Origin of the sequence: Vagococcus sp. CY52-2 (assembly GCF_022655055.1) — a bacterium.
Lineage (GTDB): Bacteria > Bacillota > Bacilli > Lactobacillales > Vagococcaceae > Vagococcus.
On sequence record NZ_CP093384.1, the window covers coordinates 1,959,188 to 1,981,474 of the forward strand.

The window sequence follows — 22,287 nt, forward strand, 5'->3', positions numbered from 1 at the left end:
TCTGTATAAAAACGAATTAACGTTTTGAGAATTGAGATGCTTTACGAGCTTTTTTAAGACCTGGTTTTTTACGTTCAACCATACGAGCGTCACGTGTTAATAATCCTTCACGTTTAAGAGCTCCACGGAAGTCAGGATCTACTTGTAATAATGCACGAGCAATACCATGACGAGTTGCGCCAGATTGTCCTGCATATCCACCACCATTAACGTTTACGAAAACGTCATATGCGCCTTTTGTTTCAGTTAAAACAAGAGGTTGCATAATTACTTCACGTAAATCAGCATGTGGAATATATTCTTCGATGTCTTTGTTGTTCATAACTACTTTACCTGTTCCAGGTACTAAGCGTACGCGAGCAACAGATTTTTTACGACGGCCTGTGCCGATATATTGTACTTTAGCCAATCTATTTTCCTCCTTAAATTAGGTTTGTAATGTCTAATACTTCTGGTTTTTGAGCTTGTTGTTGATGTTCGCTTCCACCATAAACGAATAATTTAGACCATTGTTTACGTCCTAAAGTATTCTTTGGTAACATACCTTTGATAGAATTTTCAACTAAACGACGAGAGTTTTTATCACGTAGTTCACCAGCAGTGATAGATTTCAAACCACCTGGATGTTGGCTGTGACGGTAATATACTTTGTCAGTTGCTTTTTTACCAGTTAATTTTACTTTATCAGCATTAATTACAATTACATAATCACCAGTATCCACATGTGGTGTGAATGTTGGTTTATTTTTTCCACGTAAGATAGATGCTACAACTGTTGATAGACGTCCTAAAGGAACATCTGTTGCATCCACTACATACCATTTACGATCTACTTCGCCATTTTTGGCCATATATGTTGTACGCATGGGTGTTTTTCCTCCAATTTTCTTCTGTTGTTTGACATAACACAATAAGTTTCCGGGGCTCATCGTGGGGCAAACAATACCACTAACCATATTATCCTTATTTTGTTGATATGTCAACAAAATTCATATTATTTATGACACTTTTTCTCGCCGTTATAATCGACTTTCATTAAAAATAACCCCTCTGGTTGAGCAGTTGGTCCTGTCATTTTCTTGTCTTGGTTCGCTAGGGCACGTTGTATAGCGTCTTCTGGCAGTTGTCCATTTCCTATTTTTAATAACGTCCCAACAAGCATGCGCACCATTTTATATAAAAATCCATTTCCCTTAAAAATAAATAATAATTCATCTTCGCCAACTTCTTCTATTGTCACGCTGTAAACAGTTCGTGTCTTATCTTCCACAGAACTTCCTGTCGCGCAAAACACGCTAAAGTCATGTTCTCCTTCAATAAAACGTACGGCACGCCTCATAGACTCTAAATCAAGCTCATAACGATAGTGTGCTGCGTACAATCGTTTAAATGGATTGGGAGATTTACCTGTATCAACATGATAGTGGTATTCTTTACCTGTCGCCAAGTATCTCGCATGAAAATCTTCTGTCACTTCTTCAATCGATAAAATACTAATATCCTCTGGTGTTTGAGTATCCAGTGCAAAACGTAATTTTTCAACCTCTCGTTTTTGTGGCAAATCAAAATGGATCACCTGACCGACTGCATGAACCCCTGAGTCCGTTCTACCAGACGGATGGATTGTCACAGGCTTTCCACTGTTTAATCGCTTTAGAGTGGCTTCTATGACCTCTTGGATGGTCACAGCATTAGGTTGAATCTGAAATCCCGCATAGTTTGTTCCATCATAACTAATAATGGCTTTATATCTTGTCATTCACTTTATCTCCTTTATTTTTTCCAATGAAAAAACGAGGCACAAGTCCTCGCTTTTAATGTCTTAATTTCTAACTAGTACCAGTACAATCGTCAATACGACAAATGACAACATAGCTAGTGTATCGGTTTTATTCCAGTTTAGAACACGATATTTCGTACGGCCTTCGCCACCACGATAACCACGTGCTTCCATCGCAATCGCTAATTCTTCAGCTCGGTTAAAACTACTTACAAATAACGGAATCAGAAGTGGCACAATAGCTTTCATCTTATCCATTAAGTTTCCTTCGCCAAAATCAACCCCACGAGCACGTTGCGCATTCATGATTTTTTCTGTTTCATCCATCAACGTTGGCACAAAACGCAACGCAATAGATAACATCAATGAAATTTCATGCGCTGGAAATTTTACTTTTTCCAACGGTCTAAGCAAATACTCAATCGCATCTGAAAGTGATAATGGGGGTGTGGTTAGCGTTAAAAGTGTCGACATAAAAATAATCAACACAAAACGTGTAAAGATAAAGAACCCATTGACCAAACCGAATTGGCTAATGCTTATCCAACCCCACTCAAAGTACACATGTCCCCCACGCGTAAAGAGTACCTGGAGTCCCACTGTAAATAAAATCAACCAAATTAATGGTTTCACTCCTTTAAGGAAGAAACTTAGTTTAATCTTTGATAACCAAATACAAAATAGCGTGAAAGCAAACATCACACCAAATGATAAAAAGTTATTACAAATAAAGATAATCCCAATAAAGTAAAAACTAGCGATTAATTTGGCACGAGGATCCATACGATGAACCACTGAGTTACCTGGTATGTATCGACCCAAAATTAATTTATTCATCATCTGAAAGCACCTGCCTTTTCTCAAGTATCGGTAAAAGCTCTTCAGATAATTCTTCTGCAGTTAGTGGCAAGCGACTAAATTCCATGCCCTTTGCCATTAAATCAAAAGCAAATTCTGTCGCTGTTGGAACGCCTAATTGTTTTTCACGTAACCATTTTACATCATTGAAAATATCACGTGGATGTCCTTGTTTTTGGATGTTTCCTTTTTCAAGAACCACCATAAAATCAGCATACTCAGCCACATCATCCATTAAATGCGTCACTAAGATAATGCCAATCCCTCTTTCCTTATGTAGACGATAAAACATATCCATCATGTCTTTTCTACCCTTAGGATCAAGTCCAGCTGTTGGCTCATCTAAAATCAACACTTCAGGTTCCATTGCCAAAACTCCCGCAATGGCCACACGTCGCATTTGTCCTCCTGAAAGATCAAACGGGGAGCGCTCAAGATAGCTATCATCTAGACCAACAAGTTTTAACATTTCACTAGCTAAACGTGCACTTTCTTCTTCAGACACACCAAAATTTTTCGGACCAAAGGCTATATCCAAAGCAACTGTTTCATCAAATAATTGTGATTCAGGAAATTGGAACACAATTCCTACTTTTTTACGAATTGGCTTCAAATTTTTATTGCTAGTCTCAGGAGTAATCACTCGGTCTCCAATATATACTTTCCCACTTGTTGGTTTTAGTAATGCATTCAAATGTTGCAACAAGGTTGATTTCCCACTACCAGTATGACCAACAATCGCACTGTAGCTATTACTTGGAATGTCTAAGTCAATATCAAACAAAACACGTTGCTCAAATGGGCTATTAGGTTGATACGTAAAGTCTACTTTCTCAAACCGTATGTCCATAGCCATTCCACCAATCCTTCCCTTGTCAAATACTCATTTGGTACATTAATTCCTTTTTTACGCAATGACGCTTTTAATTTTTCGGGAAATGGTATATCTAACCCCATCCCAATTAATGCTTCACCATGAGAAAATATTTCCTCCGGTGTTCCTTCATGGATAATCTCACCTTGCTTCATCACAAGAACACGATTAGCATAAGCAGCTTCATCAATATCATGTGTAATCGAAATAACTGTTAAATTTGTTTCTTCTTTCAATGCACGAATCGTTTCAATCACATCTTGTCTACCTTGTGGATCAAGCATGGAGGTTGCCTCATCTAAAATAATCACGTCAGGTGCTAAAGCAATCACCCCTGCAATAGCAACACGTTGCTTTTGTCCACCTGATAGTCTAGCTGGCTCTTTTATCTTAAAATCAGACATACGAACTCTCTCAAGCGCGTTGTTGACCCTTACAATCATTTCATCACGAGGAATTCCTTGATTTTCTAAACCAAAAGCCACATCATCTTCAACTGTTGAGCCGACAAATTGGTTGTCAGGATTTTGGAATACCATCCCAACCATTTTACGAATGTCCCAAATATTTTCTTCCGTTAACAACTCTCCATTAACTTTTATTTCGCCAGATTCCGGTGAGATTAAACCATTAATGGTTTTTGCTAAAGTAGATTTACCTGACCCATTATGACCAATTAACGCTACCCATTCACCTTTATTAATGGTAAGTGATACATCATTTAACGCTTTATGTTCCTGTCCATAATATTGGAAGGATATATTATTTAATTCAATTAAGGGATTTTTCATTTTACTGCCTTCCTTAAATAACGTCATTTTAATTTTTAAAAAATGCTTCTTTCTAAACTCAAACTTTTTGAGGATACAAAGAAACATTTTTATGTATAATAACCATTTATCATAAATGATGATATAAAAAAAGCACTTTATATGATGAGCGCAAGTCCTCTATCACAAGAGACAGAGGACTGCACCGAGCTAGACTCGGAGAAAACTCTCCAACATCATAACACTCTAAAAAGATCATCTATAAAGTGATGCAATTATCAAAATTAAACAAGTTCAATGATAACCATTGGTGCTGCGTCTCCACGGCGTTGTCCTTTTTTAAGGATACGTGTGTAACCACCTTGACGGTCAGCATAACGAGGTCCTAAGTCATTGAATAATTTTTGTAAAGCACTTTCTTCAATGATAGTTTCTTCTTTTTCGTCTAAACGAGCATCTAAGTATTCGTTTCTTACGAATGCTGCTGCTTGACGACGAGCATGAAGATCCCCACGTTTACCTAAAGTAATCATTTTTTCAGTTGTTGAACGGATTTCTTTTGCACGAGCTTCAGTTGTCTCAATGCGTTCATTGATAATTAAATCAGTTGTTAAATCACGTAACATTGCTTTTCGTTGGCTGCTTGTGCGACCTAATTTACGATAACTCACGTCGTGTTCCCTCCTTTAATCGGTTTAGATTAGTCCTCTTGGCGTAATCCTAAAGAAAGATCGGCTAGTTTAGCTTTAACTTCTTCAAGTGATTTACGTCCTAAATTACGAACTTTAATCATTTCTGCTTCTGATTTATTGGTTAATTCTTGTAAAGTGTTGATGCCTGCGCGTTTCAAACAGTTATAAGAACGAACGGATAAATCAAGCTCTTCGATTGTTGTTTCTAACATTTTTTCTTTTTGTGTTTCTTCTTTTTCAATCATGATTTCGGCATTTTTTGCTTCATCAGTCAAGTTAACAAAAATATCTAAATGCTCAGTCAAGATTTTAGCAGATAAACTGATAGCTTCTTGTGGAGCGATAGATCCATCTGTCCAGACATCTAAAGTTAGTTTGTCGTAATCATCACGACGCCCAACACGTGTATTTTCTACTTGGTAGTTTACACGATTAACTGGCGTGTAGATAGAGTCCACTGGTAATACACCAATAGGCATATCTTCACTTTTATTTTCTTCTGCTTGTACATAACCACGTCCTGGCTTAACAGTTAAGCTTGCACGGAAAGTCGCACCTTCAGCAACGCTACAAATGAATAAATCTTTATTCATAATTTCAACATCACTGTCAGTAAGAATATCTCCAGCAGTCACGTCAGCTGGGCCAGTTATATCAATTTCAAGTGTCTTTTCTTCATCAGCATAAAGCTTTAAAGCAAGTCCCTTGATATTTAGAATAATTTGAGTGACATCCTCACGTACACCTTTGACAGTTGAAAATTCATGCAACACACCATCGATTTGTAAATTAGTGATGGCAGCCCCTGGTAGAGACGATAATAAAATACGGCGCAAAGAGTTACCTAAAGTCGTACCATATCCTCTTTCAAGTGGTTCGATGACGAACTTGCCATAATCTCTATCTTCATCGATTTTTGTGATTCTTGGTTTCTCAAATTCAATCATTCTTGTCTATACCCCTTTCAAAACGAAAGTGTCTTGTTCAATGTCGCTATAATTCCTATCCAATGAATAAACTCTCACTAAACACGACGGCGTTTTGGAGGGCGACATCCATTATGTGGAACTGGAGTAACGTCACGAATTGCTGTCACTTCTAATCCTGTTGCTTGTAATGAACGAATAGCTGCTTCACGACCAGAACCAGGTCCTTTTACAGTTACGTCAACAGTTTTCAAGCCATGTTCCATAGCTGCTTTTGCTGCAGTTTCAGCTGCCATTTGAGCTGCGAATGGAGTTGCTTTTTTACTACCTTTAAATCCTAATGAACCTGCAGATGACCATGCAATGGCATTTCCATGTATGTCAGTTAACATTACGATTGTATTATTGAAAGTAGAGTGGATATGTGCCACACCTGCTTCAATATTTTTTTTCACTCGGCGTTTTCTTGAAACTTTTTTTGCTACCATGAAGCTTTAAACCTCCTTCACTCTAATCTTATTTTTTCTTACCAGCGATTGAACGAGCTGGTCCTTTTCTAGTACGAGCATTGTTTTTTGTGTTTTGACCACGAGTTGGCAAACCACGACGATGACGCATACCTCTGTATGAACCAATTTCCATCAAACGTTTGATGTTTAAGTTCACTTCACGACGTAAGTCACCTTCAACTTTTAATTTATCTACTGCAGCACGGATGCTATCAGTTTGTTCGTTAGTTAAATCGCGCACACGAATATCTTCAGAAACTCCTGCTTCTTTTAAGATTTCTTGAGAAGTTTTCTTTCCAATACCGTAAATGTAAGTAAGCGAAATAACAACACGTTTATCACGAGGAATATCTACACCTGCAATACGAGCCATTATTCGTTACACCTCCTTTATCCTTGACGTTGTTTATGTTTTGGGTTTTCACAGATAACCATAACTCGACCTTTACGACGAATTATTTTGCATTTTTCACAAATTGGTTTTACTGATGGTCTTACTTTCATGATTATACCTCCTTGAATTTTACGGAGTACAATTATTTAAAGCGGTAAGTAATACGACCACGAGTTAAATCATATGGAGATAACTCAACAGTTACTTTGTCACCAGGTAAAATACGAATGTAATGCATTCTGATCTTTCCTGACACGTGAGCCAAAATAACATGGCCATTTTCTAATTCAACTTTAAACATTGCATTCGGCAAAGTTTCGACGACTGTACCTTCGATTTCAATCATATCTTCTTTCGCCACAACTAGTACCTCCTTATACAGTGTTTACATCTGACAATTGACAAAAATAGTACTCACACCTATTTCATTTCAACTTTTGTATTATAGCATAAAAGCTACACAAAGAAAAGATACCTGCATCAATTCAATGAAAAAAATGCGGGTAAGAAATAGTAAGTGACATAGAATAGATAACTAGATGAGCTTTCTAATTGGCTTTATCTATGATTGATTTCACATCTTCAAAAACAGCATCAATATCACGATCTCCATCAATAGTGTGTAATACACCTTTATCTTGGTAATACGCTAAAATTGGTTCGCTATTTTTAATGTTAACTTCTAGACGATTCTTAACTGTCTCAGGCTTATCATCTTCTCTTTGATAAAAATCATGACTACCACAACGATCACAAGTACCTTCCACTTTGGGTGGATTGTTTGTTTTGTGATAAGTTGCGCCACAACTTCTACAAATGATACGACCAGCAAGACGGTCAACTAATACATCTTCTGCTACATGGATGTTTAGAACATCATCTACTTTTTTACCTAACTCCTCTAAAATTGTATCTAATTCTTCTGCTTGAGCTAGTGTACGAGGAAATCCATCTAATAAAAATCCTTTTTCTGTATCAGCTTGTGATAAACGATCTTTTACAATCCCGTTTGTCACAGAATCCGGAACTAATTCGCCTTTATCGATATAAGATTTTGCTTCTTTACCAAGAGGTGTTTCATTCTTCATTGCTTCACGGAACATATCTCCAGTAGAAATATGTGGGATTTCATAAACATCGACGATTCTTTCCGCTTGAGTACCTTTACCTGCTCCTGGCAACCCCATTAGGATGAGATTCATTTGTTTTCCTCCTTAAGTTCGAGAAAAGTGCTGAGGTAAAACCTCAACACACACTCTTACTCTCTGATAAAACCAGTGTACTGACGCTTCAACAATAACCCTTCAAGCTGTTTATTTGTTTCAAGAGCCACACTAATGACAATCAGTAAACTTGTTCCTCCCAATCCAATTGATTGAGGTAAGCCCCAAATATTTTGTGCAATAATTGGTAGAATTGCCACTAATCCTAAGAAGACAGATCCAACAACACTTAATCTCATTAATAAAGACGAAATGAATTTTTCTGTTTCTTGGCCAGGTCGTACACTTGGAATATAACTTCCTTGCTTCTGCAAATTCTCAGCTACTTTCTCAGGATTAACCTGAACAAAGGCATAGAAGAATGTAAAAGCAACAATCATAATTGTATAAAGTATTCCACCTGGGATAGTTGAATAATTAAACAATGTAGTCAACACGTCAAACCAACCTTTTCCGCCTTGTGTTGTTTTAAAGGCAGTCAAAATAGCTTGCGGTGTTGCTATAATTGAGCTGGCAAAGATGACAGGAATAACTCCTGCTGCATTTACTTTTAATGGTAAATAACTACTTTGTGGTGCACCAGCTACACGTTTTGTATATTGAATTGGTATCTTTCTTTCTGCTTGTTGCACATAAGTTACCATAACTACTACTAAAAGAACAGCAATAACTAAGGCAAGTATGAATAATACAGATTTCCACATATCAGATTTATCAATATTGACAAAATAGTCTACGTAGATTTCTTTGATGCTTGATGGGAATCTGGCGATAATTCCAGCAAAGATAATCATTGAGACACCATTTCCAATTCCTTTTTCAGATATTTGCTCGCCCATCCAAGTAACTAACATGGTACCAGCTGTTAAGATGATTCCGATACTTACATACGTAAATACACTTGGACTTTTCACTAGTCCGGCATTTGCATACAGGTTAAAACCAGCTGTGATAGCAATCGATTGAACAAAGCCTAACACCAACGTAATATAACGTGTTGCTTGGTTTAATTTTCTACGTCCTACCTCACCTTGTTTTGACCATTCAACAAATTTCGGTACGATATCCATTTGAAGTAATTGAACAATAATAGATGCAGTAATGTATGGCGATACTCCCATTGCGAACAATGAGAATCTCTCCATGGCATTACCACTGACTGTGTTGAACATCGCCATTAAAGCTAAATCATTAAGATTTGTTAATGCTTTTGCGTCAACACCAGGTACTGTAATATGTGCTCCAACTCTAAACGCGAAGAGAATGAAAAGTGTAAAAAATATCTTATTACGGATATTTTCTATCTTAAACGAATCCTTCAACAGCTTAAACATTAGATCACCTCAACTGACCCACCAGCTGCTTCAATTGCAGTTTTTGCAGATTCAGAGAATTTAGCTGCTTTCACAGTTAATTTTTTAGTTAATTCACCATTACCTAAAACTTTGATTCCTGATTTTTCGTTTTTAACGATTCCTGCTTCAATTAAAGTAGTTGGTGTTACCTCAGTACCATCTTCAAAACGATTTAACACGTCTAAGTTGATTACTGCATAATCTTTACGGTTAATGTTAGTAAATCCACGTTTTGGTAAACGACGGAATAAAGGAGTTTGTCCCCCTTCAAAACCTAAACGTACACCACCACCTGAACGTGATTTTTGACCTTTTTGTCCACGACCTGATGTTTTACCGTTACCAGATGATGATCCACGACCTACACGATTACGTACATGTCTTGATCCTTCTGCCGGATGTAACTCATGAAGTTTCATATATTCGGCACCTCCTTAAAAATAGTCTACCTACAAATTACACTTAAATTTCTTCAACGTCCACTAAATGAGATATAGTGTTAACCATTCCTTTAATTGCTTCGTTGTTTGGTTTAACAACTGTAGAATTAGTTTTTTTCAAGCCTAAAGCTTTCACTGTATCGCGTTGGTTTTGAGGACGTCCAATGATACTACGTTTTAAAGTAATTTTTAATTCGCTCATTTTTGGTCCCCCTTATCCGATTAGTTCGTCAACAGAAATGCCTCTAAGTTCAGCCACTTCTTCTGCACGTTTTAGTCTACTTAATCCTTCAACAGTTGCACGAACAACGTTGACAGGTGTGTTTGATCCTAAAGATTTACTTGTAATATCAGAAATACCCGCTAACTCAAGGACGGCACGCACTGGTCCACCAGCAGCAACCCCAGAACCGGCTACAGCAGGTTTCATAAGGATACGTCCACCACAGAATGATCCAATCACTTCGTGAGGAATTGTTGAGCCTACCATTGGTACTTCGATTAAGTTTTTCTTAGCATCTTCTACTGCTTTACGAATTGCTTCAGGTACTTCTTGAGCTTTACCAGTACCAAATCCAACGTGACCATTTCTATCTCCAACTACTACTAAAGCAGCAAAGCGTAGACGACGTCCACCTTTAACAACTTTAGATACGCGGTTAATAGCTACTACGCGGTCTTCTAAGTCGAATTGTCTAGCATCTAAATTAGCCATGAATGGTGTTCCTCCTTTTCCTAAAATTCTAGTCCATTTTCACGTGCTGCTTCAGCTAATGCAGCTACACGTCCATGGTAAAGGTATCCACCACGGTCAAAGACTACTTCTTTAATACCTTTTTCTGTTGCTTTTTTAGCGATTGAAGCTCCTACAGCTGTAGCTGCTTCTGTTTTGTTTTCTCCTGCGATATCTTTATCAACAGTAGAGGCACTTGCAAGTGTCACACCCGCTACGTCATCAATTAATTGAGCGTAGATGTTTTTGTTAGAACGGAATACGTTCAAGCGTGGGCACTCGGCAGTACCAGAGATTTTACTACGTACGCGTTGATGTCTTTTTTGGCGCACTTTATTTTTATCTGGTTTTGAAATCACACTTGTCACCTCATTAGTTTATTTGTTATTTACCAGTTTTACCTTCTTTACGTCTTACGTGTTCGCCAACATAGCGAATACCTTTGCCTTTGTAAGGTTCAGGAGGACGTACTCCACGAATGTTTGCTGAAAGTTCACCAACAACTTCTTTGTTAGACCCTTTAACAACAATTTGTGTATTTGAAGGAACTTCAATTGTGATGCCTTCTGGTGTTTCAAACTCAACTGGATGTGAATATCCAACGTTTAAAACAAGTTTTTTACCTTGTAATTGAGCACGGTAACCAACACCAATTAGTTCAAGAGCTTTTTCAAACCCTTCACTAACACCAACAACCATGTTGTTTAAGTTAGCACGCATTGTACCATGTAAGGTTTTGTTTTCTTTAGTATCATCAGGACGAGTTAAGACAACTTCACCTTCTGAAATGTTTAACGTAATATTTGGTGAAAACTCACGAGTTAATTCACCTTTTGGACCTTTAACCGTAACAGTGTTTCCTGATTGCGTTACTGTAACACCTGCAGGAACTACGACTGGTTTATTTCCGATACGACTCACTCTAGGCCACCTCCTTGATTAATAATTTTTTACCAAACGTATGCTAGTACTTCTCCACCAGTATTACGCTCTCTTGCTTCTTTATCAGTTAAGATACCTTCTGAAGTTGAGATAATAGCTATACCTAAACCATTTAATACTTTAGGCACTTCATCAGCTTTTACATAAACACGTAAACCTGGTTTTGAGATACGTTTTAAGTTAGTAATAACGCGTTCGTCGTTTTTACCATATTTTAAGAAAACACGGATGATTCCTTGTTTGTCATCTTCGATGAATTCTACTTCACGCACAAAACCTTCACGTTGTAAGATTTTTGCGATTTCAAGTTTGATTGTTGATGCAGGCACTTCTAATGATTCGTGTTTTACGATATTCGCATTACGAATACGAGTTAAGAAGTCTGCAATTGGATCTGTCATCACCATTGAGTCCTTTACCTCCTTTTGCGGTTTACTTTTTTTACCAGCTTGCTTTCTTCACGCCGGGAATTTGTCCTTTATAGGCAAGTTCACGGAAGCAAATACGGCAAAGTTTGAATTTGCGATAAACTGAATGTGGACGTCCACAACGTTCACAACGAGTATATTCTTGAGTTGAGAATTTTGCTGGACGTTTATTTTTAGCAATCATTGATTTTTTAGCCACGTAGTTCGCCTCCTTAAATTATTTTTGGAATGGCATTCCAAGTTGACCTAATAACTCACGAGCTTCCTCATCAGTATTAGCTGTTGTAACAATAACAATGTCCATTCCTCGAACTTTATCTACTAAATCATAATCAACTTCAGGGAAAATTAATTGTTCTTTTACACCTAAAGTGTAATTTCCACGTCCGTCAAATGATTTTTTGCTGATACCATGGAAGTCACGTACACGAGGTAAAGAGACAGATACTAATTTATCTAAAAATTCGTACATTCTTTCTCCACGTAAAGTTACTTTACATCCGATTGGCATTCCTTCACGTAAACGGAAACCAGCGATAGATTTTTTAGCTTTTGTAATAATTGGTTTTTGTCCAGAGATTAAAGCAAGTTCTTCAACAGCTTTATCTAAGTTTTTACTATTTGATACTGCATCACCAACACCCATGTTAATAACGATTTTATCAACTTTAGGTGTTTGCATAACAGAAGAGTAATTAAATTTTTCCACCAATGATGGTGTTACTTCATTAAGATACTTTTCTTTTAGGCGGTTCATTCAACATTGCCTCCTTCCTGATATTCTTATTTATCTAAAACTTCTCCAGTTTTCTTAGAAACACGTACTTTTTTACCATCTACTTCTTTGTATCCTACGCGTGTTGGTTCACCATTAGATGGATCAACCACCATTACATTAGAAACGTGAATAGATGCCTCCATTTCGATAATTCCACCTTGTGGAGCTGCCGCGCTAGGTTTTTGGTGTTTTTTCATAACGTTAACACCTTCTACGATGACGCGATCTTTCTTCGGAAATGCTTGGAGTACGATTCCCTCTTTATTCTTATCTTTACCTGAGATAACTTTTACTTTATCGCCTTTTTTAACGAACATCTTGTTTCGCACCTCCTTTAAACATGAGTATGTATTATAACACTTCTGGTGCTAGTGAGACTATTTTCATAAAGTTGTTGTCACGTAATTCACGAGCAACTGGCCCAAAGATACGAGTACCACGTGGGCTCTTGTCATCACGAATAATCACACATGCATTTTCATCAAATTTGATATAAGAACCGTCACTACGACGAGCTCCTGATTTTGTACGAACGATAACAGCTTTAACTACTTCGCCTTTTTTAACAACTCCACCTGGTGTTGCTTGTTTAACCGTACAAACCACAACGTCACCGATATTTGCTGTTTTACGACCAGAACCACCAAGTACTTTAATTGTAAGTACTTCACGAGCTCCTGAGTTGTCAGCAACTTTCATACGACTTTCTTGTTGGATCACTTGAGTATCCTCCTTTCAAACTTTCAGGTTTCTCTATAGGAAAATTCGAATTAAATAATTACTGCTTCTTCTACAACTTCTACTAAACGGAAGCGTTTTGTCGCAGATAATGGACGAGTTTCCATAATTTTAACGATGTCTCCCGTTTTTGCTACATTGTTTTCATCATGAGCTTTATATTTTTTAGAGTATTTAACTCTCTTGCCATAAATCTTATGAGTTTTCTTTGTTTCTACTACAACAACGATAGTTTTATCCATTTTATCGGAAACTACTCGCCCAGTGTAGACTTTACGTTCATTTCTTTCTTGAGTCATCTATCAATGGCCTCCTTCCACTATTACTTAGCAGCTTCTTCACGCAAAACTGTTTTGATGCGTGCAATCGATTTACGAACTTCTGAAATTCGCGCTGTGTTTTCTAATTGACCTGTTGCTAATTGGAAACGTAAGTTGAAAAGTTCTTCTTTATACTCTTTCTCTTTAGCGATCATTTCGGTAGTGGTTAACTCTCTGATATCTTTAACCTTCATTCGATTCACCACCCATTTCTTCACGTTTTACAATTTTTGTTTTAATAGGTAACTTATTAGAAGCAAGTCTTAATGCTTCACGAGCTACATCTTCTGGAACGCCAGCAACTTCAAACAAGATTTTTCCACGTTTTACTGGTGAAACCCAGCCTTCAGGAGCCCCTTTACCAGAACCCATACGAACACCAATTGCTTTTGATGTATATGACTTGTGAGGGAAAATTTTAATCCATACTTTCCCACCACGTTTCATGTGACGAGTCATTGCGATACGGGCAGCTTCAATTTGACGGTTAGTAATCCAATGAGAATCTACAGCTTGTAAGCCATATTCACCAAATGCGATTTCTTTTCCACCTTTAGCTTCACCACGCATTTTACCTCTAAATTCACGACGGTGTTTTACACGTTTAGGTACTAACATGATTATTTCCCTCCTTTCTCAGTGTTTTTCTTTTCAGGAAGAATTTCTCCACGATAAATCCACACTTTAACTCCTAGTTTTCCGTATGTTGTATCTGCTTCTTCCCAAGCATAATCAATATCTGCTCTTAATGTGTGCAATGGAACAGTTCCTTCAGAATAACCTTCAGAACGTGCCATGTCAGCACCATTTAAACGTCCAGATACAAGAGTTTTGATACCTTGAGCACCTGATCTCATTGTACGTTGGATAGCTTGTTTTTGAGCACGACGGAATGCTACACGATTTTCTAATTGACGTGCAATTCCTTCTGCTACTAATTTAGCATCTAAATCTGGTTTTTTGATTTCAACGATGTTAATATGAACTCGTTTACCAGTTAATTTATTTAATTCTTTACGTAAAGCTTCAACTTCAGATCCGCCTTTACCAATAACCATACCAGGTTTAGCAGTATGAATTGAAACGTTCACGCGATTTGCAGCACGTTCGATTTCAACGGTTGAAACAGAAGCATCAGCCAATCTAGTCGAAATGAATTTACGAATCTTCAAATCTTCATGTAGGTATTCAGCGTATTCTTTTTCTGCATACCATTTCGCATCCCAGTCACGAATGACGCCGACACGCATTCCAATTGGATTAATTTTTTGACCCACTGGTTGTCCCTCCTTATTTTTCTGATACTACTACTGTAATATGACTTGTTCTTTTGTTGATAGGTGAAGCAGATCCTTTTGCACGAGGACGGAAGCGTTTCATTGTTGGTCCTTCATTTACAAATACTTCTGATACTACTAAATCTTCAACATCTAAATCAAAGTTATTTTCTGCGTTAGCAATAGCTGACATAAGCACTTTTTCAACAATACCTGCTGCTTTGTTAGGTGAGAATTTCAAGATTGAAATTGCTTCTCCTACTTGTTTACCTCTGATTAGGTCAACAACAAGTCTTGTCTTGCGAGGTGAAGTGCGAATTGTTTTAGCAGTTGCTTTAGCTGAAGTAATTCTTTCTTCTGACATATTCGTGTCCTCCCCTCAATTAGCGATTTGTTTTTTTATCGTCAGCAGCATGTCCGCGATAAGTTCTTGTTGGTGCGAATTCACCTAGTTTATGGCCTACCATGTCTTCTTGAATGTAAACAGGAACATGTTTTCTTCCATCATATACTGCGATAGTATATCCTATAAAGTTTGGAAAAATTGTAGAACGACGTGACCAAGTTTTAATTACTTTCTTTTTCGGTTGATCTTTTTGTGCTTCCACTTTTTTCATTAAGTGTTCATCGACAAAAGGTCCTTTTTTTAAGCTACGACCCATGGTGAACCTCCTCTCACATATTTCATATTAGCTATCAAATTATTTAGTTTTACGACGACGTACAATAAGTTTATCTGATTTAGCTTTTTTGCTACGTGTTTTGTATCCAAGTGTTGGTTTGCCCCATGGACTCATTGGAGATGGACGTCCGATAGGTGCTTTACCTTCACCACCACCGTGTGGGTGATCATTAGGGTTCATTACGCTACCACGTACAGTAGGACGTTTACCTAACCAACGATTACGACCAGCTTTACCGATGTTGATTAATTCGTGTTGTTCGTTACCTACAGTACCGATTGTTGCACGACAAGTTCCTAAAATCATACGAACTTCTCCTGAATTCAAACGAACTAATACATATTTACCTTCTTTACCTAACACTTGAGCGCTAGTACCAGCTGAACGAATTAATTGTCCACCTTTACCAGGTTTTAACTCAATGTTATGGATAACAGTACCAACTGGGATATTATTCAATGGTAGAGCATTTCCTACTTTGATATCCGCATCTGGACCTGAAGAAATTTGTGCACCTACTTGGATGCCTTTTGGTGCTAAGATATATGCCTTCACACCATCAGTGTAATGGATTAATGCAATGTTAGCAGATCTGTTTGGATCATACTCAACTGTTTTTACAGTACCAACCACATTATCTTTATTACGTTTAAAGTCAATTAAACGATATTGGCGTTTGTGTCCACCAGCTTGATGACGTACAGTAATTTTACCTTGGTTGTTACGTCCAGCGTTTTTACTTAATGGTTGTAATAACGTTTTTTCTGGTTTAGATGTTGTGATTTCAGCAAAATCAGAACCAGTCATGTTACGACGACCATTTGTGGTAGGTTTATACTTTTTAATCGCCACGTGATTTCCCTCCTACTTTAGTTGATGCTGTAATTATTCAGCATCAAAAATTTGAATTTCTTTTGAATCTTCTGTTAGTTGTACAATTGCTTTACGGCGTTTTTTAGTATAACCAGCATGTTTACCCATTCTTTTAAGTTTAGGTTTTACATTCATGATGTTCACTTTTTTAACTTTAACGTCGAAAACTGATTCTACAGCTTGCTTAACTAATGTTTTGTTGGCTCTTACGTCAACTTCAAACGTGTATTTTTTTTCGTCCATAGCTGCTACAGACATTTCTGTAATAACTGGACGTTTAATTACGTCGATTAATTCCATTATGCAAGCACCTCCTCTATTTGAGTTAGAGCAGTTTTAGTTACTAATAGTTTGTCAGCAGCAACTACGTCAAGTACACTTACGTTATTTGATTCTACAATAGAAACGTTTGGTAAGTTACGTCCTGATAAAGCAGCAAAATCATTGCCACCTTCTAGTACTACTAAAACTTTAGTGTCAACACTTAAGTTTGCTAAAACTTGTTTAAATTCTTTTGTTTTTGGTGCGTCGAAAGCTAATCCTTCAACAACAACTAGTTTGTTTTCAGCAACTTTTTCTGATAAAACAGATTTAATTGCTAAACGACGAACTTTTTTAGGTAATTTGTAGCTGTAAGAACGTGGTGTTGGTCCAAAGACAACTCCACCTCCACGCCATTGTGGTGAGCGGATAGATCCTTGACGCGCACGACCTGTTCCTTTTTGACGCCATGGTTTACGTCCACCACCGCGTACAGCGCTACGGTTTTTAACAGCGTGAGTTCCTTGTCTTAAAGAAGCACGTTGCATGATAATTGCATCGTAGACAACACTTTCGTTTGGCTCGATACCAAAAATAGCTTCATTTAATTCAATTTCGCCATTTTGAGTTCCATCTTGTTTAAATAATGCTACAGATGTCATTCTTAGTTCCTCCTCTCCCACAATTATTTAGCAGCCTTAACAGCTGTTTTTATTTCAATTAATGATTTTTTAGCACCAGGTACATTACCTTTTACTAAAATAACATTTTTATCTGCATCTACTCTTACGATTTCAAGGTTTTGAACGGTAACACGATCTCCACCCATACGTCCAGCAAGTTTTTTGCCTTTAAATACACGTGATGGATCAGACGCTCCACCCATTGAACCTGGACGACGATGGTATCTAGAACCATGTGCCATTGGTCCACGAGATTGTCCATGACGCTTAATAACCCCTTGGAAGCCGTGTCCTTTAGTTGTACCTGTGACATCAACAATGTCTCCTGCTTGGAAAACATCAACAGTGATTTCTTTACCTACTTCATATTCTCCCAGCTCAACATCATTGAATTCTCTAATGAAGCGCTTAGGAGTCGTATTTGCTTTTGCAACATGACCCTTAGCAGGTTTGTTTGACAAAATATCACGTTTATCTTGGAAACCAACTTGGACAGCTTCGTATCCATCAGTTTCAACAGTTTTAACTTGTAAAACAACGTTTGGAGTTGCTTCGATTACTGTTACGGGAATTAATTCGCCGTTTTCTGTAAATATTTGTGTCATACCTACTTTTTTACCTAAGATTCCTTTGGTCATGAGTACACCTCCATCTTTTTGTTATTATAATTTAATTTCAATATTTACACCACTTGGCAAGTCTAGCTTCATTAAAGCGTCAACTGTTTTTGGTGTTGGGCTCACAATATCAATTAAACGTTTGTGAGTACGCATTTCGAATTGTTCACGTGAATCTTTGTATTTATGTGTCGCACGAATTACTGTATAAACTGAACGGTCAGTTGGTAATGGAATTGGTCCAGAAACCTCAGCACCTGTTCTTTTTGCTGTTTCTACAATTTTTTCTGCAGACTGATCTAATACACGATGTTCATACGCTTTTAAACGGATACGAATTTTTTGTTTTGCCATTTTGTTCCCTCCTTCGCCTATTTTAAAAGTAGACATAGCTCCTCGAAAATATCCAACACGCCACCATGGCAATGCTTCCTGGCGTGTCGCAACCTCTCGATTCAACGCCTCCGTATTTTTATACGAGGTACTAATACACTTTTTTATCAGCACCTCTAGAATTATACTAAAAAAGAATGCTATAAGCAACCCTTTTTTACATTAAATTCTTTTTATTTTCACCTTATTAGATATTTTTTTTATTTTATGCCTTAAATAACAAAGTTTGAAAACCATTAAACAAAAAAAGGTTGAAAACAAATGTTTTCAACCTTACGTCCTTACACAACAATGCTTTATTTGAATAGATTAAAAAATTAACCTACGATTTCAGTTACAACGCCTGAACCAACAGTACGTCCACCTTCACGAATTGAGAAACGAGTTCCGTCTTCGATCGCGATTGGGTGAATTAATTCAACGTCCATAGCTACGTTATCACCAGGCATTACCATTTCAGTTCCTTCTGGTAAGTTACATACACCAGTTACGTCAGTTGTACGGAAGTAGAACTGAGGACGGTAGTTTGTAAAGAATGGAGTATGACGTCCACCTTCTTCTTTAGATAAAACGTAAACTTCAGCTTTAAATTTAGTATGTGGAGTGATTGTTCCTGGAGCAGCTAATACTTGTCCACGTTGGATATCTTCACGAGCTACCCCACGTAATAAAGCACCAATATTATCTCCAGCTTCAGCGTAATCTAATAATTTACGGAACATTTCAACACCTGTTACAGTTGTTTTAGCAGTTTCTTCAGCGATACCTACTAATTCTACTTCGTCACCAACGCGAACTTGTCCACGTTCAACACGACCAGTAGCAACAGTACCACGACCAGTAATTGAGAATACATCTTCAACTGGCATCATGAATGGTTTGTCAGTATCACGTTCTGGTGTTGGGATATACTCATCAACAGCAGCCATTAATTCTAAGATTTTTTCTTCGTAAGAAGCGTCGCCTTCTAAAGCTTTTAATGCTGAACCAGCAACGATTGGAGTATCATCTCCTGGGAAGTCGTATTCAGATAATAAGTCACGAACTTCCATTTCTACTAATTCTAATAATTCTTCGTCGTCAACCATATCCATTTTGTTTAAGAAAACAACGATGTATGGAACACCAACGTTACGAGATAAAAGAATGTGCTCACGAGTTTGTGGCATTGGACCATCAGCAGCAGATACTACTAAAATCGCGCCGTCCATTTGAGCAGCACCAGTGATCATGTTTTTAACGTAGTCAGCATGTCCTGGGCAGTCAACGTGTGCGTAGTGACGAGTGTCAGTTTCATATTCGATATGAGAAGTAGAAATTGTGATTCCACGTTCTTTTTCTTCTGGAGCGTTATCAATATCAGCATATGATGAAGCTTCTCCACCGTTTTTCTTAGCTAAAACTGTTGCGATTGCTGCAGATAAAGTTGTTTTACCGTGGTCAACGTGTCCGATTGTACCAATGTTTACATGGGCTTTCGAACGGTCAAATTTTTCTTTTGCCATTTTGTATATATCCTCCTAAAATTTAAAAGTTGTTTATTTATATTATAATGATGAAGGAAGAAAATCAATTAATGAGTTTCATACCCTCATTCATCATCATTCTACATGAAATTTAGAAAAAAGCCTAGTCAAAAATTAATCTTGAGACCCGCCATTTTTCTTGATAATTTCTTCTTGAATAGATTTTGGTACATCTTCATAGTGGTCAAATACCATCATAAATGTACCACGTCCCTGAGTTGAAGAACGTAATGTTGTTGCGTATCCAAACATTTCAGCAAGTGGAATCATTGCGTTAACAATTTGTGAGTTACCATGTGCTTCCATACCTTCAACGCGTCCACGACGACTTGTAACATGTCCCATGATATCACCTAAGTTATCTTCTGGAACAGTAATTGTTACTTTCATCATTGGTTCAAGAATAACTGGTTGTGCTTTCTTAGCTGCTGCACGTAAAGCCATAGAAGCCGCAACACGGAATGCTGTCTCGTTCGAGTCAACATCATGGTAAGAACCATCATATAATTTAGCTTTAATATCAACTAATGGGTATCCAGCAAGAACACCATTAGCCATAGAATCTTCTAATCCTTTTTCAACAGCTGGGATGTATTCACGAGGAACCACACCACCGACGATAGCATTTTCAAACTCGAAGCCTTTTCCTTCTTCGTTTGGTGTGAACTCAACCCATACGTGACCGTATTGACCTTTACCACCAGACTGGCGAACGAATTTACCTTCCGCTTGAGTCATAGGCGCTCTAAATGTTTCACGATAAGAAACTTGAGGAGCTCCTACGTTTGCTTCTACTTTGAATTCACGTTTCATACGGTCTACTAAAACGTCTAAGTGCAACTCACCCATACCTGAGATAACAGTTTCACCTGTTTCAACGTTTGTTTCAACACGGAATGACGGATCTTCTTCAGCTAGTTTTTGTAAAGCAATACCCATTTTATCTTGGTCAGCTTTAGATTTAGGTTCTACCGCTACTTGAATAACTGGTTCTGGGAACTCAATTGATTCAAGAACAACTGGTGCATCTAATGCACACAATGTGTCCCCTGTTGTTGTATCTTTCAATCCAACAGCAGCTGCGATATCTCCAGCATAAACTGTACTGATTTCTTCACGTGAGTTGGCATGCATTTGTAGAATACGTCCGATACGTTCTTTTTTGTCTTTAGACGCATTTAAAACGTATGAACCACTATCTAATGTTCCAGAGTAAACACGGAAGAATGTTAAACGACCTACGAATGGGTCAGTCATAACTTTAAATGCTAATGAAGCAAACGGTGCGTCATCACTTGATGGACGTTCTGTTTCTTCATCAGTTTTAGTATCAATACCTTTAATTGCTTCAACATCAGTTGGAGCTGGTAAATAGTCTAAAACAGCGTCTAACATTAATTGGACACCTTTATTTTTGAAGGCTGAACCAGCTAATACAGGGAAGAATTCAACATTGATTGTCGCACGACGAATTCCTTGTTTTAATTCTTCTTCAGTGATTTCTTCACCTTCTAAATATTTCATCATTAATTCTTCATCAGTTTCAGCTACAGCTTCAACTAATTTTTCACGCCATTCATTAGCCATATCCATATATTCTTCAGGGATGTCAGTTTCTTGGATATCTGTTCCTAAGTCATTTGTATAGATTTCAGCTTTCATTTTGATTAAGTCGATAATTCCAGTGAAGTTATCTTCTGAACCAATTGGTAATTGAATTGGGTGAGCATTTGCTTGTAAACGGTCATGGATTGTTTTAACTGAGTATAAGAAATCTGCACCAGTTTTATCCATTTTATTACAAAATACAATACGAGGTACTTTGTATTCAGTTGCTTGTCTCCAAACAGTTTCTGTTTGAGGCTCAACACCTGATTGTGAGTCAAGTACGGTAACAGCACCATCTAATACACGTAATGAACGTTGAACTTCAATTGTGAAATCCACGTGCCCAGGAGTGTCAATGATGTTTACACGGTAACCTTTCCATTGTGCAGTCGTTGCTGCAGATGTAATCGTAATACCACGTTCTTGCTCTTGTTCCATCCAGTCCATTTGTGAAGCTCCCTCATGGGTTTCACCTAATTTATGGATTTTACCAGTATAATAAAGGATACGCTCTGTTGTTGTTGTTTTACCAGCATCAACGTGGGCCATAATTCCGATATTACGAGTTTTTTCTAATGAAAACTCTCTTGCCATTCTATTCTAACT

37 protein-coding genes are annotated in these 22,287 nt (G+C 37.6%); all 37 read right to left on the bottom strand.

Going from position 1 to position 22,287, the window contains the following annotated elements; genetic code table 11:
• Window positions 1–16 precede the first annotated feature (16 nt).
• The 37 genes from rpsI to fusA all read right to left on the bottom strand — a co-directional run bounded on the left by rpsI (window position 17) and on the right by fusA (window position 22,275).
• Complete coding sequence (gene rpsI / locus MN187_RS09410; protein ID WP_071457734.1) at window positions 17–409, bottom strand: 30S ribosomal protein S9; 393 nt, start codon at window positions 407–409, stop codon at window positions 17–19.
• Window positions 410–422: 13 nt separating this feature from the next.
• A complete protein-coding gene (rplM, locus tag MN187_RS09415; RefSeq protein WP_071457735.1) occupies window positions 423–866 on the bottom strand; it encodes a 50S ribosomal protein L13 in 444 nt (147 codons plus the stop codon).
• A 128-nt stretch (window positions 867–994) separates the two neighbouring features.
• Window positions 995–1,759 (bottom strand): tRNA pseudouridine(38-40) synthase TruA, encoded by a 765-nt coding sequence (gene truA / locus MN187_RS09420; protein WP_117973922.1) that lies wholly within the window; start codon window positions 1,757–1,759, stop codon window positions 995–997.
• A 63-nt stretch (window positions 1,760–1,822) separates the two neighbouring features.
• On the bottom strand, window positions 1,823–2,620 hold the full coding sequence (locus MN187_RS09425; RefSeq protein WP_241699591.1) for an energy-coupling factor transporter transmembrane component T family protein: 798 nt from the start codon (window positions 2,618–2,620) through the stop codon (window positions 1,823–1,825).
• Complete coding sequence (locus MN187_RS09430) at window positions 2,610–3,488, bottom strand: energy-coupling factor ABC transporter ATP-binding protein (RefSeq protein ID WP_242094606.1); 879 nt, start codon at window positions 3,486–3,488, stop codon at window positions 2,610–2,612. Before MN187_RS09430 ends, MN187_RS09425 begins: the two co-directional genes overlap by 11 nt.
• Window positions 3,464–4,303 carry an energy-coupling factor ABC transporter ATP-binding protein gene (locus MN187_RS09435; protein ID WP_117973928.1) on the bottom strand — a complete coding sequence of 280 codons (840 nt, stop codon included), beginning with the start codon at window positions 4,301–4,303 and terminating at the stop codon, window positions 3,464–3,466. The genes MN187_RS09430 and MN187_RS09435 overlap by 25 nt, the downstream gene beginning before the upstream one ends.
• Before the next feature lie 263 nt (window positions 4,304–4,566).
• Complete coding sequence (gene rplQ / locus MN187_RS09440) at window positions 4,567–4,953, bottom strand: 50S ribosomal protein L17 (protein WP_117973930.1); 387 nt, start codon at window positions 4,951–4,953, stop codon at window positions 4,567–4,569.
• Window positions 4,954–4,982: 29 nt separating this feature from the next.
• On the bottom strand, window positions 4,983–5,921 hold the full coding sequence (locus MN187_RS09445; RefSeq protein ID WP_071457741.1) for a DNA-directed RNA polymerase subunit alpha: 939 nt from the start codon (window positions 5,919–5,921) through the stop codon (window positions 4,983–4,985).
• 77 nt (window positions 5,922–5,998) lie between these two features.
• Window positions 5,999–6,388 carry a 30S ribosomal protein S11 gene (gene rpsK, locus MN187_RS09450; RefSeq protein ID WP_242093930.1) on the bottom strand — a complete coding sequence of 130 codons (390 nt, stop codon included), beginning with the start codon at window positions 6,386–6,388 and terminating at the stop codon, window positions 5,999–6,001.
• Window positions 6,389–6,416: 28 nt separating this feature from the next.
• A complete protein-coding gene (gene rpsM, locus MN187_RS09455) occupies window positions 6,417–6,782 on the bottom strand; it encodes a 30S ribosomal protein S13 (RefSeq protein ID WP_071457743.1) in 366 nt (121 codons plus the stop codon).
• 17 nt (window positions 6,783–6,799) lie between these two features.
• Window positions 6,800–6,913 carry a 50S ribosomal protein L36 gene (gene rpmJ / locus MN187_RS09460; RefSeq protein WP_071457744.1) on the bottom strand — a complete coding sequence of 38 codons (114 nt, stop codon included), beginning with the start codon at window positions 6,911–6,913 and terminating at the stop codon, window positions 6,800–6,802.
• Between the two features lie 32 nt (window positions 6,914–6,945).
• Complete coding sequence (infA, locus tag MN187_RS09465) at window positions 6,946–7,164, bottom strand: translation initiation factor IF-1 (RefSeq protein ID WP_071457745.1); 219 nt, start codon at window positions 7,162–7,164, stop codon at window positions 6,946–6,948.
• A 187-nt stretch (window positions 7,165–7,351) separates the two neighbouring features.
• Complete coding sequence (locus MN187_RS09470) at window positions 7,352–8,005, bottom strand: adenylate kinase (protein WP_117973932.1); 654 nt, start codon at window positions 8,003–8,005, stop codon at window positions 7,352–7,354.
• A 56-nt stretch (window positions 8,006–8,061) separates the two neighbouring features.
• A complete protein-coding gene (gene secY / locus MN187_RS09475) occupies window positions 8,062–9,360 on the bottom strand; it encodes a preprotein translocase subunit SecY (protein ID WP_117973934.1) in 1,299 nt (432 codons plus the stop codon).
• The gene (rplO, locus tag MN187_RS09480) at window positions 9,360–9,800 is read right to left on the bottom strand and encodes a 50S ribosomal protein L15 (RefSeq protein ID WP_117973936.1); all 441 of its coding nucleotides are present in this window, start codon (window positions 9,798–9,800) and stop codon (window positions 9,360–9,362) included. Before rplO ends, secY begins: the two co-directional genes overlap by 1 nt.
• Before the next feature lie 43 nt (window positions 9,801–9,843).
• A complete protein-coding gene (gene rpmD / locus MN187_RS09485) occupies window positions 9,844–10,023 on the bottom strand; it encodes a 50S ribosomal protein L30 (RefSeq protein ID WP_117973938.1) in 180 nt (59 codons plus the stop codon).
• A gap of 12 nt (window positions 10,024–10,035) precedes the next feature.
• Window positions 10,036–10,536 (bottom strand): 30S ribosomal protein S5, encoded by a 501-nt coding sequence (gene rpsE, locus MN187_RS09490; protein WP_071457750.1) that lies wholly within the window; start codon window positions 10,534–10,536, stop codon window positions 10,036–10,038.
• A gap of 20 nt (window positions 10,537–10,556) precedes the next feature.
• Window positions 10,557–10,913, bottom strand: coding sequence for a 50S ribosomal protein L18 (gene rplR / locus MN187_RS09495; RefSeq protein ID WP_117973940.1), 357 nt, complete (start codon window positions 10,911–10,913; stop codon window positions 10,557–10,559).
• Window positions 10,914–10,938: 25 nt separating this feature from the next.
• Window positions 10,939–11,475 carry a 50S ribosomal protein L6 gene (gene rplF, locus MN187_RS09500; RefSeq protein ID WP_079346405.1) on the bottom strand — a complete coding sequence of 179 codons (537 nt, stop codon included), beginning with the start codon at window positions 11,473–11,475 and terminating at the stop codon, window positions 10,939–10,941.
• A 29-nt stretch (window positions 11,476–11,504) separates the two neighbouring features.
• Window positions 11,505–11,903: a 30S ribosomal protein S8 gene (gene rpsH / locus MN187_RS09505; protein ID WP_071457753.1), complete on the bottom strand. Its 399-nt coding sequence runs from the start codon at window positions 11,901–11,903 to the stop codon at window positions 11,505–11,507.
• Window positions 11,904–11,937: 34 nt separating this feature from the next.
• On the bottom strand, window positions 11,938–12,123 hold the full coding sequence (locus tag MN187_RS09510; RefSeq protein WP_016184192.1) for a type Z 30S ribosomal protein S14: 186 nt from the start codon (window positions 12,121–12,123) through the stop codon (window positions 11,938–11,940).
• A gap of 18 nt (window positions 12,124–12,141) precedes the next feature.
• Window positions 12,142–12,681 carry a 50S ribosomal protein L5 gene (gene rplE / locus MN187_RS09515; protein WP_071457754.1) on the bottom strand — a complete coding sequence of 180 codons (540 nt, stop codon included), beginning with the start codon at window positions 12,679–12,681 and terminating at the stop codon, window positions 12,142–12,144.
• Between the two features lie 26 nt (window positions 12,682–12,707).
• Window positions 12,708–13,019 (bottom strand): 50S ribosomal protein L24, encoded by a 312-nt coding sequence (gene rplX, locus MN187_RS09520; protein ID WP_117973942.1) that lies wholly within the window; start codon window positions 13,017–13,019, stop codon window positions 12,708–12,710.
• Between the two features lie 34 nt (window positions 13,020–13,053).
• Window positions 13,054–13,422: a 50S ribosomal protein L14 gene (gene rplN, locus MN187_RS09525; protein WP_071457756.1), complete on the bottom strand. Its 369-nt coding sequence runs from the start codon at window positions 13,420–13,422 to the stop codon at window positions 13,054–13,056.
• A gap of 50 nt (window positions 13,423–13,472) precedes the next feature.
• Complete coding sequence (rpsQ, locus tag MN187_RS09530) at window positions 13,473–13,739, bottom strand: 30S ribosomal protein S17 (RefSeq protein ID WP_117973944.1); 267 nt, start codon at window positions 13,737–13,739, stop codon at window positions 13,473–13,475.
• Window positions 13,740–13,762: 23 nt separating this feature from the next.
• Window positions 13,763–13,954 carry a 50S ribosomal protein L29 gene (rpmC, locus tag MN187_RS09535; protein WP_071457758.1) on the bottom strand — a complete coding sequence of 64 codons (192 nt, stop codon included), beginning with the start codon at window positions 13,952–13,954 and terminating at the stop codon, window positions 13,763–13,765.
• A complete protein-coding gene (gene rplP / locus MN187_RS09540) occupies window positions 13,944–14,378 on the bottom strand; it encodes a 50S ribosomal protein L16 (protein ID WP_117973946.1) in 435 nt (144 codons plus the stop codon). Before rplP ends, rpmC begins: the two co-directional genes overlap by 11 nt.
• Before the next feature lie 2 nt (window positions 14,379–14,380).
• Complete coding sequence (gene rpsC / locus MN187_RS09545) at window positions 14,381–15,037, bottom strand: 30S ribosomal protein S3 (RefSeq protein ID WP_117973948.1); 657 nt, start codon at window positions 15,035–15,037, stop codon at window positions 14,381–14,383.
• Between the two features lie 13 nt (window positions 15,038–15,050).
• Window positions 15,051–15,401: a 50S ribosomal protein L22 gene (gene rplV, locus MN187_RS09550; RefSeq protein WP_071457761.1), complete on the bottom strand. Its 351-nt coding sequence runs from the start codon at window positions 15,399–15,401 to the stop codon at window positions 15,051–15,053.
• Window positions 15,402–15,420: 19 nt separating this feature from the next.
• Window positions 15,421–15,699 (bottom strand): 30S ribosomal protein S19, encoded by a 279-nt coding sequence (rpsS, locus tag MN187_RS09555; RefSeq protein ID WP_071457762.1) that lies wholly within the window; start codon window positions 15,697–15,699, stop codon window positions 15,421–15,423.
• 39 nt (window positions 15,700–15,738) lie between these two features.
• On the bottom strand, window positions 15,739–16,572 hold the full coding sequence (rplB, locus tag MN187_RS09560) for a 50S ribosomal protein L2 (protein WP_071457763.1): 834 nt from the start codon (window positions 16,570–16,572) through the stop codon (window positions 15,739–15,741).
• A 33-nt stretch (window positions 16,573–16,605) separates the two neighbouring features.
• The gene (gene rplW, locus MN187_RS09565) at window positions 16,606–16,893 is read right to left on the bottom strand and encodes a 50S ribosomal protein L23 (protein WP_117973950.1); all 288 of its coding nucleotides are present in this window, start codon (window positions 16,891–16,893) and stop codon (window positions 16,606–16,608) included.
• Window positions 16,893–17,516, bottom strand: coding sequence for a 50S ribosomal protein L4 (rplD, locus tag MN187_RS09570; RefSeq protein WP_117973952.1), 624 nt, complete (start codon window positions 17,514–17,516; stop codon window positions 16,893–16,895). The genes rplW and rplD overlap by 1 nt, the downstream gene beginning before the upstream one ends.
• Before the next feature lie 23 nt (window positions 17,517–17,539).
• On the bottom strand, window positions 17,540–18,175 hold the full coding sequence (rplC, locus tag MN187_RS09575; protein WP_117973954.1) for a 50S ribosomal protein L3: 636 nt from the start codon (window positions 18,173–18,175) through the stop codon (window positions 17,540–17,542).
• A 24-nt stretch (window positions 18,176–18,199) separates the two neighbouring features.
• Window positions 18,200–18,508 (bottom strand): 30S ribosomal protein S10, encoded by a 309-nt coding sequence (gene rpsJ, locus MN187_RS09580; RefSeq protein WP_071457767.1) that lies wholly within the window; start codon window positions 18,506–18,508, stop codon window positions 18,200–18,202.
• Window positions 18,509–18,864: 356 nt separating this feature from the next.
• Window positions 18,865–20,052 carry an elongation factor Tu gene (tuf, locus tag MN187_RS09585; protein WP_117973956.1) on the bottom strand — a complete coding sequence of 396 codons (1,188 nt, stop codon included), beginning with the start codon at window positions 20,050–20,052 and terminating at the stop codon, window positions 18,865–18,867.
• Between the two features lie 135 nt (window positions 20,053–20,187).
• Window positions 20,188–22,275: an elongation factor G gene (gene fusA, locus MN187_RS09590; RefSeq protein ID WP_117973958.1), complete on the bottom strand. Its 2,088-nt coding sequence runs from the start codon at window positions 22,273–22,275 to the stop codon at window positions 20,188–20,190.
• Between the last annotated feature and the right edge of the window lie 12 nt (window positions 22,276–22,287).